This window comes from Plantibacter cousiniae (nom. nud.) (assembly GCF_977070315.1).
Map to the genome: position 1 here is coordinate 219,852 of NZ_CDRVEU010000009.1, position 12,992 is coordinate 232,843.

Genomic DNA, 12,992 nt, shown 5'->3' on the forward strand with positions numbered 1-12,992 from the left:
CCCTTGAGTCTGTTCCATCATCATCACGATCACGCCGACCACGATAGCCATGACAGTCACGGCCATGGCGGCCATGGTCATCACCACCATCATCATGGCGCGAGCGGCCCGGCAGCGTTCCCCTGGCGGCGGGCAAGCCTGGCTGCGGTGCTGATCGCGTTTGCGATTGCAGCAGCGAGCCTGGTGCAGGTGCGTTCGGGCGAGGCGACCGTCGTCACACGCTTCGGCAACCCGTCCCGCGTCCTGCTGGAGCCGGGCCTCAACTGGCGCTGGCCGGCACCGTTCGAGGCGACCATCCCGGTGGATCTGCGCCTGCGAACCACTTCCAGCGGTCTGCAGGACGTCGGTACCCGCGATGGCTTGCGCATCATCGTTCAGGCCTACGTGGCGTGGCAGGTGCAGGGCGACGCCGACAACGTGCAGCGCTTCATGCGCGCGGTACAGAACCAGCCCGACGAGGCGGCGCGGCAGATCCGTACCTTTGTTGGCTCTGCGCTGGAAACCACCGCGAGCAGTTTCGACCTTTCCAGCCTGGTGAATACCGACGCCAGCAAGGTGAATATCACTGCCTTCGAAAATCAGCTGCGCCAGCAGATCGATCAGCAACTGCTGGCGACTTACGGGGTGCGTGTCCTGCAGGTCGGCGTGGAACGACTGACCCTGCCGTCGGTAACGCTCAACGCTACCGTGGACCGCATGCGCGCCGAGCGCGAGACCATCGCCACCGAGCGAACCGCCGTGGGCAAGCGTGAGGCGGCGCAGATTCGTTCGGCCGCCGAGCGCGATGCACGGATTGTCGAAGCCGATGCCACGGTCAAGGCGGCCGATATCGAAGCACAGTCGCGGGTTGAAGCCGCGCAGATCTATGGCCGTGCCTATGCGGGCTCGCCGCAGCTCTACAACCTGCTGCGCTCGCTGGATACGCTGGGCACTATCGTGACGCCCGGCACCCGCCTGATACTGCGCACCGACGCGGCGCCGTTCCGCGTGCTGGTGGACGGCCCGCCGACGCTGGATGGCAAGAGCGGAACGCAGCCATGAGCCAGCCGGTCGACGAAGCCGTGGCGCAGCGCCCGCCGGTAAACAGCCCTTGGTTGCAGGCGAGCCGTCTGGCGTTTCTGGGGCTGTATGGCGTGACATTGCTCGCCGCGCTTGCCTGGGCGACGTCCAACATACGCCAGATCGATCCACAGAACCGCGCGGTGGTCATGCACTTCGGCGCGATCGAGCGGGTTCAGAACGCAGGGCTGCTGATCGCCTGGCCGCAGCCGTTCGAACAGGTGGTGCTGCTGCCTTCGGCTGATCGGGTGATAGAGCGGCGCGTGGAAACCCTGCTGCGTTCGCCTGCCGCGTTGAAAGCCGATGAAGTCGCGACCCTGTCGGCACCCATGAGCGATGCACTGGCAGGCTCCGGTTTTCTGCTGACTGGCGATGCCGGTGTGGTGCAACTGGACGTCACGGTGTTTTACAAAGTGACTGACCCCACTGCCTTCGTGTTGCAGGGCGAGCATGTATTGCCCGCGCTGGACCGGCTGGTCAATCGCAGCGCTGTGGCGCTAACGGCGGCGCGGGATCTGGACACCATTCTGGTTGCCCGTCCCGAGCTGATCGGTGCTGACAGCCAGGCCGCCGAGCGCCGTGAGCGGCTGCGTGGCGATCTGGTGCGCGGCATCAATCAGCGTCTGGCCGAGCTGAAGGCGACCGGCATGAGCATCGGTGTCGAGGTCGCTCGGGTGGATGTGCAGTCGAGCCTGCCGACCTCTGCAGTCAACGCGTTCAATGCTGTGCTGACGGCCAGTCAGCAGGCCGATCAGGCCGTGGCCAACGCGCGCACGGAGGCCGAAAAGCTGACCCAGACCGCCAATCAACAGGCCGACCGAACCCTGCAAGTGGCGCATGCACAGGCGTCCGAGCGTCTGGCCAAGGCGCAGTCGGCTACCGCAACGGTTGTCAGCCTCACCCAATCAGCCGAAACCCGCAGCGACCCCGGCCTGATGCAACGTATCTACCGTGAACGCGTACCGGTCATTCTGCATCAGGCGGGTTCGGTGACCACGGTCGATCCCAAAGACGATTCCCGCCTGATCATTCAGGGAGCACCACAATGAGTGGCGAAGCCGTTCACACCCACGACGCTGGTCAACCGCAAGCGCCTGGCAGTCTGCTGAGCAGCGCAGAACAGCGCAGTGCCGCCCGGCAACTGACCCTCGCGATGCTGGCCTTGGGCTTGCTGGCATTGGGACTGGTCTGGCGGTTTTTCGCCCCGGAGCAGGCAGGTGTCAGCCAGTTGCTGTTGGGCGCTGCGTCACTGTTGGTGGCGATACCGGTGATCAGCGCCGGCTGGCACAGCCTGCGGCATCCGAGCCTGCACGGCATCACCGATCAGTTGATCGCACTGGCGATGCTCGGTGCCTGGGCCACCGGTGACCTGATGACCGCCGCGTTGCTGCCGATCATCATGATCTTCGGTCATGTGCTGGAAGAGCGCAGTGTGATCGGCTCGCAGGAGGCCATCGAAGCGCTGGGACGCCTGACTCGCAGCCAGGCGCGTTTGCTCGGCGCCGACGGCAGCGTGCGCGAGGTCGACAACGCGACGCTGAAAGCCGGCGATCAGGTGGAAGTGCGGGCGGGCGACCGCGTTCCGGCGGACGGTCGGGTGCTGTCCGGGCAAGCCAGTCTGGATACGTCGTCGATCACTGGCGAATCGGTCCCGCTGGAAGCCAGTGTCGGGGTCGAGGTGTTCGGTGGCGCCATCAACCTCGACGGCCTGCTGCGCATCGAAGTGACCCGCATCGGCGATCAGTCGACGCTGGGCAAGGTCATCGCGCTGATGCAGAGCGCAGAGCGTTCCAAGCCGCCTATCACGCGTCTGCTGGAGCGCTACGCAGGCAGTTACATGGTGCTGGTCTTGCTGATCGCGGCGCTGACCTGGTTTATCACTCAGGATGCCCAGGCGATGCTGGCAGTGCTGGTCGCAGCCTGTCCCTGTGCGCTGGTGCTTTCGGCCCCGGCCACCGCCATCGCAGGTATTGCGGTCGCGGCGCGGCACGGGATTCTGATCCGCAGTTCGGCGTTTCTTGAAGAACTGGCTGACCTCAACTCACTGGTTGTGGACAAGACCGGCACCCTGACCTACGGCCGTCTGCGTCTGCAGTCCGTGCAGGCTGACGGTTCGCAGCATCCACAATTGCTGGAGCTGGCTGCGAGCCTCGGGTCTGCCAGCAGTCACCCGGTGAGTCGGGCCTTGGCCGGGCTGGTGGATAATGCCCGACTGCTGCCGCTGACCGACACCCGTGAGCGCCAGGGCCTGGGTGTGGTGGCCTCGACCGGGCAGGGCGATGCAGCACTGGGCCGCCCGGAGTTGTTCGCACAGATGGGCATCGTCACGCCTGCTGTCCCTGCACATGACGGCCCGCTGGCCGGTCTGTCGCTGGACGGGGTTTTTCTGGCCTGGCTGCTGCTGGCCGACAGTGTCAAACCCGAAGCTCAGGCGGCGCTGCTGGAATTGCGCGGCCTGGGCCTGGGCCGACAATTGCTGTTGACCGGTGACCGGCAGAGCGTGGCCGACAATCTGGCGCACGATATCGGCATCGCTGACGTTCAGGCGCAGGCGCTGCCTGAAGACAAACTCAACCGCGTCATGGGCGAGATCTCCAGTGGTTTCCGGCCAATGGTGGTCGGCGACGGGGTCAACGATTCGCTGGCCCTGAAGGCGGGCGTGGTCGGCGTGGCGATGGGCGCGGGTGGGGCGGATATCGCGTTGGCATCCGCCGACATCGTGCTGATCGGCAGCGATCTGCGCCGCCTGGGCACCTGTGTGCGACTCAGCCGCCAGTGCCGTCACACCTTGCAGGTCAACGTCATCATCGGGCTGGGCTGGACGCTGGCCATCGTGGCTCTGGCCGCCTTTGGTCTGCTTGGCGCTGCGGGCGCGATGGTCGCAGCTATCCTGCACAATCTAAGCACCCTGTTGGTATTGGGCAACGCCGGACGTTTGCTGCGCTTTCAGGAGCCATTGCTCAAGCTCGAAGACGTGGGTGTGCAACATCAGGTCCCACGCCTGCACTGATGATCAGTGCGTCAAACGGCTTGAGCTTTGACTAATTCTGTTACAGATTAAGCGCTGTGTTTCATTGTGTGATCCAAATTCAGGCTGACTCTCGGCTCGAATCAGAGGGCACAGGGCTGTTCCCCCGCAGTTGATTCATAGCAGTTTTGCCGTCGCCAATGCCTTTTCGGGCCCTTTTGCGGGGCCTTTGCTGGATTACTCTTTTTTGAGTTTCTGGATAAGGGGGTGATTTTGAAATGCTTACACAACTTCCAACGACCTTGCAGAACCTTCATCTGCCGTTGCGGCTCCGGCTCTGGGACGGTCATCAGATGGACCTCGGGCCTGCGCCCAGCGTCACGATAGTCGTCAAGGACCCGCAGCTGGTCTCCGACTTCAGTCACCCCAGTCTGGGCCTGCTCGGCAGCGCGTTTGTGGAGGGGCGGCTGGAACTGGAGGGCTCCATCAGCGAAGTGGTCCGGGTCTGCGATGAACTGACCCACGCGCTGGTGGACGATGACGACAGCGCTGGCAATCCGATCCGGGTCGAGCATGACAAGGACACTGACGCGGCCTCGATTGCCTATCACTACGATGTCTCCAACGACTTCTACCAGCTCTGGCTCGACAGGGAGATGGTCTACTCCTGCGCGTATTTCAAGACCGGGGACGAATCGCTGGAGCAGGCGCAGCAGGATAAATTCCACCACCTGTGCCGCAAGTTGCGGCTCAAGCGCGGTGAATACCTGCTGGACGTCGGCTGCGGCTGGGGCGGGCTGGCGCGTTTTGCGGCTCGCGAATACGGCGTGAAGGTCTTTGGCATCACGTTGAGCCAGCAACAATTGGCACTGGCCCGCGAACGCGTGCAAGCCGAAGGTCTGCAGGACAAGGTCGACCTGCAATTGCTCGACTACCGCGACCTGCCGCAGGATGCGCGCTTCGACAAAGTGGTCAGTGTCGGCATGTTCGAGCACGTCGGGCACGCCAACCTGCCGTTGTACGCGCAACGCCTGTTCGGCGCGGTGAAGGAGGGCGGCCTGGTGATGAATCACGGCATCACCGCGCGGCACACCGACGGTCGTCCTGTGGGGCGTGGTGCCGGGGAGTTCATTGACCGCTATGTTTTCCCCAATGGCGAGCTGCCGCACATGGCCATGATCAGCGCCCATATCAGCGAAGCCGGGCTTGAAGTGGTCGACGTGGAAAGCCTGCGCCCGCACTACGCGAAAACCCTGGAGCACTGGAGCGCACGACTGGAATCCCGGCTCGACGAAGCCGCGCGAATCGTACCCGAACAGACCCTGCGGATCTGGCGGCTATACCTCGCAGGCTGCGCCTATGGATTCACCAAGGGCTGGATCAACCTGCACCAGATACTCGCCGTGAAACCCTTCGCCGACGGCAACACCGGGCTGCCACTGACGCGCGAGGATATTTATGGGTGAAGTCCCGCTCGTCTCTTCAAGACAGGCAGCGTAGTGCACAGAGGTCTCACAGAATCGGTGAAATCAGCCGCGCCACGCGCATACCCAGTTGATGCAGACGCCGTGTTTCGTGGCTTTCCTGCACGGAGATTTCACGTGCGAGGTTGAAGTCGGCGGTGAGCATGGATTCCACCTGGCTGGAGAAGTCGCTGTCGACCGTGAGCAGCATCAATTCGAAGTTGAGGCGGAACGAGCGGTTGTCGAGGTTCGCGCTGCCGATGGCGGTGATCTCGTTGTCGACCAGGACGACCTTCTGATGCAGGAAGCCCGGCTCGTAGCGGAACACTCGTACCCCGGCACGTACGGCGTCGAAGGCGTACAGACTTGAAGCGGCGTAGACCACGTAATGGTCGGGGCGCGACGGCAGCAGCAGGCGCACGTCCACGCCGCGCAACACTGCCAGGGTCAGCGCAGCGGTCACGGCTTCGTCAGGGATGAAGTAGGGGCTGGTGATCCACACGCGTTCTTCGGCTGCGTGGATGGCTTCAACGAAGAACAGCGAGCAGGTTTCCTGCGCGTCAGCCGGGCCGCTGGTCAACAGTTGGCAAAGCACACCGTCTTCGGGAAACTCATCAGGCAGGCTTAACGGAGGCAGTTCGCGGGTGGCCCAGAACCAGTCCTCGGCGAACGACTCCTGCAAGCAGGCGACCACCGGGCCGATGACTTGCACATGGGTGTCGCGCCATGGAGCCAGCGGCGGCTTCAGGCCCATGTACTCATCACCCACATTGTGACCGCCCATATAACCTTTCAGGCCATCGACAACGACGATCTTGCGGTGGTTGCGGAAGTTGATCTGAAAGCGATTGAGCCAGCCGCCACGTGTGGCGAAGGCTTTTATCTGCACGCCACCGTCACGTAGCTTATCGATATAACTGCCTGGCAAGGCGTGGCTGCCGATGCGGTCGTACAGTACAAAGATCGCCACACCTTCGGCCGCTTTCTCCAGCAGCAGCGCTTGCAGCTCGCGCCCGAGTTTGTCGTCATGAATGATGAAGAACTGAATCAGGATGGTCTTCTTCGCTTCTCGGATAGCCTGAAAAATGGCTCCGAAGGTTTCCTCGCCATTGATCAGCAACTTGACCTTGTTGTTGGCCAGCGCCGGCATGTTGCCCAGCTTGGGCATTGCGCGCAGCGCCGCATAGGCATCTGACCGACGCGCAGCCACGGCTTCTTCCATCCACGGCCGCCAGTTGAGGCTGCCGATCGCGATCCGCATTTCCTGGTTGGCCTGGCGACGCGCCTTGATGTACGCGTCGAATGAGCTTCGGCCGAACACCAGGTAAGGCAGCAGGGTGAAATAGGGAATGAACAGCAGCGGCATCGCCCAGGCAATCGCGCCTTGGGAGGTGCGCACAGTCAGCAACGCATGGATGGCGGCGCCTGTACCGAGTAAATGAATGAAACCCAGGACATAACCGAAAAAGTACGGGTCGTGATAATCCATGTGGAACAATGCTCCTCGCCTTTGCTGCCTAACAGACCACAGCTGAACAGGAATGTCGCTATTTAATTCCGGGTGCAACTGGGCGACATGTGTGCCGTCTAAGGTTTATCTTTTGGCTGGATTATTCCAGTCTCGTTTTCATCCGCAGTGCCCGATCAGGAATCTTGAAATGAACAAACGCATGTTGGCTTGGATGTTTTGTCTGGCGGCTCCTATGGCTCAGGCGCAGATGCTGCAACCGGGTTTGTGGGAGCTGACGTCCAGCAATATGAAAGTGGACGGACAACAGCTGCCGGACATGCAGTTGATGCTGGGACAGTTGCAGAATCTGCCGCCCGAGCAGCGTGCGATGATGGAGCAGATGATGAAGAAGCAGGGCGTCACCCTTGGCGGCAAAGGCGTGAGGGCCTGCCTGACTCAGGCGCAGGTGCAGTCGGACGACATTCCGCTGACTGACCCGGCATCCGGATGCACGCAAAAGATTACTGCGCGCAACGGCAAGACCTGGAACTTCCAGTTCAGCTGCCCGAAAGCCAAGGGCACCGGACAGGCGCAGTTCCTGAGTGATCGCGAGTTCACCACCAACGTGGTGGGCACGTTCAATGCCACCGGGCAGCAACAGAACGGCAGCATGGACACCCGCGCGGTTTGGCTCGGGCCGCAATGTGGCAACGTCGCCCCGCGTACATGATCAAATTCATAGAGTTATGTTCCACGTGGAACACGCTGCGCAGAGGTGATGATTTTTTGTCACCTCTGATGGTGTGGCAGGTAACTTAATCTTCATGAAGGACCTCATCTTTCGTCCGTAACTGCATGTTATATTGTTACTAATGATGTGGATGAACCCTTCGTGAGCCGGGATGCTCAATTTGCTCTTTGAGACGTTCCATGCACCGACGCCAAGTGTTGCTCAACATGCTGCTTGCCAGCGCGGCCCTGACGTTGCCGTTGGGTGCCTATGCCACGCAAATTCGTAACGCCCGCCTTTGGCGTACCAACGACAAGCTGCGACTGGTCCTCGACCTGAGCGGCCCGGTGCAATACAAGACTTTCACCCTGACAGCCCCCGACCGCCTGATCATCGACGTCAGCGGTTCGCGGCTGACCGGCGACTTCAGTCAGTTGGCGCTGGACCGTACCGTTATAAAATCGATTCGCTCCGGGCATTACGGCCAGGGTGACGACACACGTATCGTGCTGGACCTCACCGCACCGGTACAGCTCAACAGTTTCCTGCTCGGCCCGGAAGGCGGGCAGGGGCATCGGCTGGTCCTGGACATGAGTTCCACGGTCCATGCGCCGGTGCAGATGGCTGAGCTGCCGCCGCCGGTGCCTGTGCCAATCCCGACCAGCAAGGCGCACACCGGACGCGACATCATGGTGGTGGTCGATGCCGGTCATGGCGGCAAGGATCCTGGCGCTGTTGGTTCGCGGGGTGAACGCGAAAAAGATGTGGTGCTGTCCATCGCTCAGTTGCTGGCCAGACGTTTGAAGCGCGAGAAAGGCTTCGACGTACGTCTAGTGCGCAACGATGACTTTTTCGTACCGCTGCGCAAGCGCGTCGAGTTCGCGCACCAGTCCAACGCGGACATGTTCATCTCCGTGCACGCCGATGCTGCGCCTCGTCTGACGGCATCGGGTGCGTCGGTGTTTGCCCTTTCCGAAGGCGGGGCAACGTCGGCAACGGCGCGCTTCATGGCTCAGCGGGAAAACGGCGCGGACCTGCTGGGTGCCACGTCGCTGCTCAATCTGAAGGACAAGGACCCGATGCTCGCCGGGGTGATTCTCGACATGTCGATGAACGCCACTATTGCAGCCAGTCTGCAATTGGGCCACACCGTTCTGGGCAGTCTCGAAGGTATCACCACGCTGCATCAGAAGCGCGTTGAACAGGCCGGTTTCGCCGTTCTCAAATCACCCGATGTGCCGTCGATTCTGGTCGAGACCGGCTTCATCTCCAACAGCCGCGACAGCCAGCGCCTGGTCACTGCGCGTCATCAACAGGCCGTTGCCGATGGTCTGTTCGATGGCCTGCAGCGCTATTTTCAGCGTAACCCGCCAGTGGACTCGCACATGGCCTGGCTGCAGGCGCAGAAGCAGGAACTGCCGGTCTGATCGGCTCAGCGGCAGCCATTCAAGCGGCTGCAGGTGATCTTGCTGCGCGTGCCGCTTGAGCTGGATACCCGAGTGATGGTCGTCCAGCCCACACGCTGCACAGTGCCTGCCCAAGCCTCGCCATCAGAAGCCAACCCGGTAAAAAACGTCAATTGACCATAGCGGATGTTGGTCTGCGCCCAGCGGCGCTTGTCGCGCACTTCGTACCCCTTCAACCAGGTCGTCGATCCGGCAGTGGCCACGCTGTAGCTATTGCCCTGCGCATCGCTGCACGCCAATACCGTCGCGCTACGCGTACAGGTGGCGAGGTCGGCGGAAGGGTTTGGAGGTGCAGCCATCACATGCGCGCTGATCAGCATCGCCATCAAACCTGTTGAAACCCGTCTCATGAAGATCCCTTCACCAAGGCCATAGCTATTTTTGGTTGTTATACTATAACATCCGGATGTGATTAGAGTTGGCTGCCTGAGGGATTTGTCGCAGCCGATATGAACAAGGTTCAAGCCTTGCAGCTGCCTGGAGAGTCCTGATGGCAAATCTTCTACCCGTTACCGTTTTGTCCGGTTTTCTCGGGGCCGGTAAAAGCACTTTACTCAATTATGTGCTGCGCAACCGTGAAAACCTGCGGGTTGCGGTGATCGTCAATGACATGAGCGAGATCAACATCGACGGCAGCGAAGTTCAGCGTGATGTCAGCTTGAACCGTGCCGAAGAAAAGCTGATCGAGATGAGCAATGGCTGCATCTGCTGCACCCTGCGCGAGGACCTGCTCGAAGAGGTCAGCCGTCTGGCTCAGGACGGTCGTTTTGATTACTTATTGATCGAATCCACAGGAATCTCCGAGCCGTTGCCCGTGGCTGAAACCTTCACCTTCCGCGACGAGGCCGGCAAAAGCCTGATGGACCTGGCGCGCCTGGACACCATGGTCACCGTAGTCGACGGCGTAAACTTCCTGCTCGATTACGAGGCGGCAGACAGCTTGTCCACACACGGTGAAACCCTGGGTGAAGACGATGATCGCTCGATCACCGACCTGCTGATCGAGCAGATCGAGTTTGCCGACGTCATCCTGCTCAGCAAGATCGACCTGATCAGCTCCAGTGAGCGTGAAGAGCTGATGGCGATCCTCAAGCGCCTCAACCCGGAGGCCGAGATTGTACCGATGGTGATGGGCCAGGTGCCGTTGGCGACGATTCTCAACACCGGGCGTTTTGACTTCCAGCGCGCTTCCCAAGCTCCGGGCTGGCTCAAGGAAATGCGTGGCGAACACACGCCGGAAACCGAAGAGTACGGCATAGCATCAACGGCCTATCGCGCTCGCCGACCGTTCCATCCGGAGCGCTTTTTCGATTTCATCAATCGTCCCTGGGGCAACGGCAAGCTGCTGCGCTCCAAAGGCTTCTTCTGGCTGGCCAGCAAATACAAGGACGCAGGCAGTTGGTCGCAGGCAGGCGGCTTGATGCGCCATGGCTTTGCCGGACGCTGGTGGCGTTTCGTGAACCGAGACAGCTGGCCCGAGGACAAGGAAAGCGTCAAATCCATTCTGGAGAACTGGTCGACTGAAACCGGCGACTGTCGGCAGGAACTGGTGTTCATCGGCCAGAACATCGATTTTGCGCGGCTGACCGCCGAGCTGGATAACTGCCTGCTCACTGATGCGGAGATGGAGGCGGGTGTCGAGCTTTGGCGTGCGCTGGCCGATCCGTTTGGCGATTGGTACGAAGAGGTGGCTGCCTGATGCTGGCTTATCGTTTTAAACCTGAAACCGCAGTCCGCCAAGCGCACGGTGATACGCCCGACGTGTTGAGCGAGATTCTGCAGGACGGCGTCAACCTTGCGCTCTGGCAGCGTCAATTGCCTGCACACATAGAGGACTTCGGCGCCTTGCTACTGTCGATGAACGAGACTCTGGCCGAGTCCATGACCCTGGAAGTGCGGGGCGGCGAGGTCGAGCCTGACTTGAGCGCGCTGGCATCGGGCTACTCCGACCTGCTGGGCTATCAGGGGTTCGTTGCCGACGTTTCCTGGCTGGTCAGCGCCTATGCCTGTCTGCTGGGTGCCGAGTGCGTTGGCCTGCGTTTGCGGGTGCTCGACAAGGCCATGTGCCCGCGCTTCCATGTCGATCATGTGCCGGTACGTCTTATCACCACTTATGGCGGGGTTGGCAGTCAATGGCTGCATGAAGGGGTGATGGACCGTAAACAACTGGGGTGTCTGGACGCCGAGCCGACGGATGCTGCCCGTATCCAGCAGATCAACAGCGGTGAAGTGGCGCTGCTCAAGGGCGAACGCTGGCACGGCAATGAAGGTTTTGGCCTGATCCATCGCTCGCCGCGACTGCTGCGCAACGAGCGCAGGTTGATTCTGACGCTGGACTGGCTGGCTTGAAGATCAGTCAGGAGTTATCCACTGCCCCTTGCTCTGGCCTTCGCAGAAAGGCTTGAGGTACAGCGCGTCACCGGCGACGCCGTAATAGTGGATATGCTCGCGATACGGCATATTGGCAACCTGCGCATTGCGGCAGACACCGAAGGCGCCTGCCGGGCACTGTTGCGAGTAAGTGGTCTCGGTCTTCTGCCCGGCCAGTTGCGGTTGGCAGAAGCTGTCGTGAAACAGGTTTGCCGGGATGTTGATATTTTCCTGGCAGACCTTCACGTCGAGCCTTTCGGCCTGGCTGTGGACCAGACACGCTTCGGCCCACGCCGAACCGGAAGACACTGTCAGCAACATCAACACCAGGCGGGCAGGCAGCCGCATTACTTGCATCGTTATCCTTCCTTGCTCTTCAATGAACCACGCATTCGCCAAAAGTGATCTCATGCTGCAAAACATACCGACGCATGTCATCGGTGGCCCGCTGGGCGCCGGCAAGACCAGCCTGATCAAGCGCCTGCTGGCGCAGAAGCCTGCCCATGAGCGCTGGGCCATATTGATCAACGAATTCGGGCAGATCGGCCTGGACGCCGCCCTGCTGAGCACGGATGCCGATGGTATCGCACTTGGCGAAGTGGCTGGCGGCTGCCTGTGTTGCGTCAATGGCGTGCCGTTCCAGATCGGCTTGGGGCGTTTATTGCGCAAGGCGCGGCCTGATCGTTTATTGATCGAGCCTTCAGGGCTGGGCCATCCCGCGCAACTGATGACGCAATTGCGCGAAGCGCCGTGGCGCGGCGTCCTGGATGTGCAGCCCGGCGTGGTGGTGCTGGACGCGCAGGCAATGCTCGCCGGACAGCCGTTGCCGAGTACTCAGCAGGAAGCGCTGGCGCATGCCGGGCTGGTGGTCATGAACAAGTCCGAGCAACTGGATGATGTCTCTCGCCAGGCGTTGGCCGAACAGTTGCTGCCACACGCCTTGATCTGGACCCGACATGGGGAGCTGCTCCTGAACCGTGTGCCGGGGTTTGCCAGCGGTACTGCTGTGGATAAACAGGCTGTGGATAAGCTGATGCTGCCCAACGGCGTCGGCCACTTGCCCGCGCTATGGACCGACCTGAAGGTGCCGATCTGTCTGAGTCAGGTCAGTGCCGACGGCTGGAGCATCGGCTGGCGCTGGCATCCCTCGCAGCGCTTCGATCTGCAGCGCATCCTGCACTGGCTGGAAAGCCTTGATTGGCGGCGGGCGAAGATGGTTATCCACAGCGAGGGCGGCTGGTATTCCGGCAACGTGGTTGATGGGGCTCCGCTGGCCTGGCAAGTCAGCGAATGGCGTCAGGACTCACGCCTCGAGTTGATCTTTGCCACCGCTCAGGATGTGGATACGTTGCAGGCGCAGATGGCGGGATGCCTGGCGTGACAGCTGCCAGTTAATAGCTGAAGGCAGGACGAAGAGCGTCCGGAACGGCGTGCCAATGCAGAGCATTGGCACGATAGTCAAAGCGCACTTGTGTAAGGATGAGCG

General features: G+C 61.3%; 12 protein-coding genes. 9 read left to right on the top strand and 3 right to left on the bottom strand.

All coding sequences use genetic code 11. From position 1 onward, the window contains the following. Positions 1-3: 3 nt before the first annotated feature. From hflC to cfaB, 4 genes are all read left to right on the top strand, one after another. The gene (gene hflC / locus ACW55A_RS18250; protein ID WP_003432786.1) at positions 4-1,041 is read left to right on the top strand and encodes a protease modulator HflC; all 1,038 of its coding nucleotides are present in this window, start codon (positions 4-6) and stop codon (positions 1,039-1,041) included. Further along, positions 1,038-2,108, top strand: a complete 1,071-nt coding sequence (gene hflK, locus ACW55A_RS18255; RefSeq protein WP_498811498.1) for a protease modulator HflK — start codon at positions 1,038-1,040, stop codon at positions 2,106-2,108. Before hflC ends, hflK begins: the two co-directional genes overlap by 4 nt. After that, positions 2,105-4,069, top strand: a complete 1,965-nt coding sequence (locus tag ACW55A_RS18260) for a heavy metal translocating P-type ATPase (protein WP_498811499.1) — start codon at positions 2,105-2,107, stop codon at positions 4,067-4,069. The genes hflK and ACW55A_RS18260 overlap by 4 nt, the downstream gene beginning before the upstream one ends. 236 nt (positions 4,070-4,305) lie before the next feature. Then, positions 4,306-5,493, top strand: a complete 1,188-nt coding sequence (cfaB, locus tag ACW55A_RS18265) for a C17 cyclopropane fatty acid synthase CfaB (protein WP_058398170.1) — start codon at positions 4,306-4,308, stop codon at positions 5,491-5,493. Between the two features lie 46 nt (positions 5,494-5,539). On the opposite strand, the gene cls is transcribed toward cfaB, so the two are convergent. Continuing rightward, positions 5,540-6,979 carry a cardiolipin synthase gene (cls, locus tag ACW55A_RS18270; protein ID WP_054082260.1) on the bottom strand — a complete coding sequence of 480 codons (1,440 nt, stop codon included), beginning with the start codon at positions 6,977-6,979 and terminating at the stop codon, positions 5,540-5,542. Between the two features lie 169 nt (positions 6,980-7,148). On the opposite strand from cls, the gene ACW55A_RS18275 reads away from it, so the two are divergent. Continuing rightward, positions 7,149-7,670, top strand: coding sequence for a DUF3617 domain-containing protein (locus ACW55A_RS18275; RefSeq protein ID WP_003367913.1), 522 nt, complete (start codon positions 7,149-7,151; stop codon positions 7,668-7,670). A gap of 200 nt (positions 7,671-7,870) precedes the next feature. After that, positions 7,871-9,097: an N-acetylmuramoyl-L-alanine amidase gene (locus tag ACW55A_RS18280; RefSeq protein WP_498811500.1), complete on the top strand. Its 1,227-nt coding sequence runs from the start codon at positions 7,871-7,873 to the stop codon at positions 9,095-9,097. A 5-nt stretch (positions 9,098-9,102) separates the two neighbouring features. Here ACW55A_RS18280 and ACW55A_RS18285 read toward each other — a convergent pair whose 3' ends face one another. Continuing rightward, on the bottom strand, positions 9,103-9,486 hold the full coding sequence (locus tag ACW55A_RS18285) for a glutamine synthetase (protein WP_455809158.1): 384 nt from the start codon (positions 9,484-9,486) through the stop codon (positions 9,103-9,105). A 140-nt stretch (positions 9,487-9,626) separates the two neighbouring features. Between ACW55A_RS18285 and zigA the strand changes: the two genes are divergently transcribed. Then, positions 9,627-10,835, top strand: coding sequence for a zinc metallochaperone GTPase ZigA (gene zigA, locus ACW55A_RS18290; RefSeq protein ID WP_498811501.1), 1,209 nt, complete (start codon positions 9,627-9,629; stop codon positions 10,833-10,835). Next, the gene (locus ACW55A_RS18295) at positions 10,835-11,485 is read left to right on the top strand and encodes a DUF1826 domain-containing protein (protein WP_129484778.1); all 651 of its coding nucleotides are present in this window, start codon (positions 10,835-10,837) and stop codon (positions 11,483-11,485) included. The genes zigA and ACW55A_RS18295 overlap by 1 nt, the downstream gene beginning before the upstream one ends. Before the next feature lie 3 nt (positions 11,486-11,488). Here the strand turns inward: ACW55A_RS18295 and ACW55A_RS18300 are convergent, their stop codons facing one another. Then, entirely contained in the window at positions 11,489-11,863 is a 375-nt protein-coding gene (locus tag ACW55A_RS18300; RefSeq protein WP_003367925.1) for a hypothetical protein, read from the bottom strand. A 52-nt stretch (positions 11,864-11,915) separates the two neighbouring features. Here ACW55A_RS18300 and ACW55A_RS18305 point away from each other — a divergent pair, with 52 nt between their 5' ends. Continuing rightward, the gene (locus tag ACW55A_RS18305; RefSeq protein ID WP_455809160.1) at positions 11,916-12,887 is read left to right on the top strand and encodes a CobW family GTP-binding protein; all 972 of its coding nucleotides are present in this window, start codon (positions 11,916-11,918) and stop codon (positions 12,885-12,887) included. Positions 12,888-12,992 lie beyond the last annotated feature (105 nt).

What these genes read in the sequence shown, in the direction of transcription:
- ACW55A_RS18285 (WP_455809158.1), bottom strand. Translation starts at nt 9,486, where the DNA reads ATGAGACGGGTTTCAACAGGTTTGATGGCGATGCTGATCAGCGCGCAT.
- ACW55A_RS18275 (WP_003367913.1), top strand. Translation starts at nt 7,149, where the DNA reads ATGAACAAACGCATGTTGGCTTGGATGTTTTGTCTGGCGGCTCCTATG.
- ACW55A_RS18305 (WP_455809160.1), top strand. Translation starts at nt 11,916, where the DNA reads ATGCTGCAAAACATACCGACGCATGTCATCGGTGGCCCGCTGGGCGCC.
- zigA (WP_498811501.1), top strand. Translation starts at nt 9,627, where the DNA reads ATGGCAAATCTTCTACCCGTTACCGTTTTGTCCGGTTTTCTCGGGGCC.
- cls (WP_054082260.1), bottom strand. Translation starts at nt 6,979, where the DNA reads ATGGATTATCACGACCCGTACTTTTTCGGTTATGTCCTGGGTTTCATT.
- ACW55A_RS18295 (WP_129484778.1), top strand. Translation starts at nt 10,835, where the DNA reads ATGCTGGCTTATCGTTTTAAACCTGAAACCGCAGTCCGCCAAGCGCAC.
- ACW55A_RS18280 (WP_498811500.1), top strand. Translation starts at nt 7,871, where the DNA reads ATGCACCGACGCCAAGTGTTGCTCAACATGCTGCTTGCCAGCGCGGCC.
- ACW55A_RS18260 (WP_498811499.1), top strand. Translation starts at nt 2,105, where the DNA reads ATGAGTGGCGAAGCCGTTCACACCCACGACGCTGGTCAACCGCAAGCG.
- cfaB (WP_058398170.1), top strand. Translation starts at nt 4,306, where the DNA reads ATGCTTACACAACTTCCAACGACCTTGCAGAACCTTCATCTGCCGTTG.
- hflK (WP_498811498.1), top strand. Translation starts at nt 1,038, where the DNA reads ATGAGCCAGCCGGTCGACGAAGCCGTGGCGCAGCGCCCGCCGGTAAAC.
- ACW55A_RS18300 (WP_003367925.1), bottom strand. Translation starts at nt 11,863, where the DNA reads ATGCAAGTAATGCGGCTGCCTGCCCGCCTGGTGTTGATGTTGCTGACA.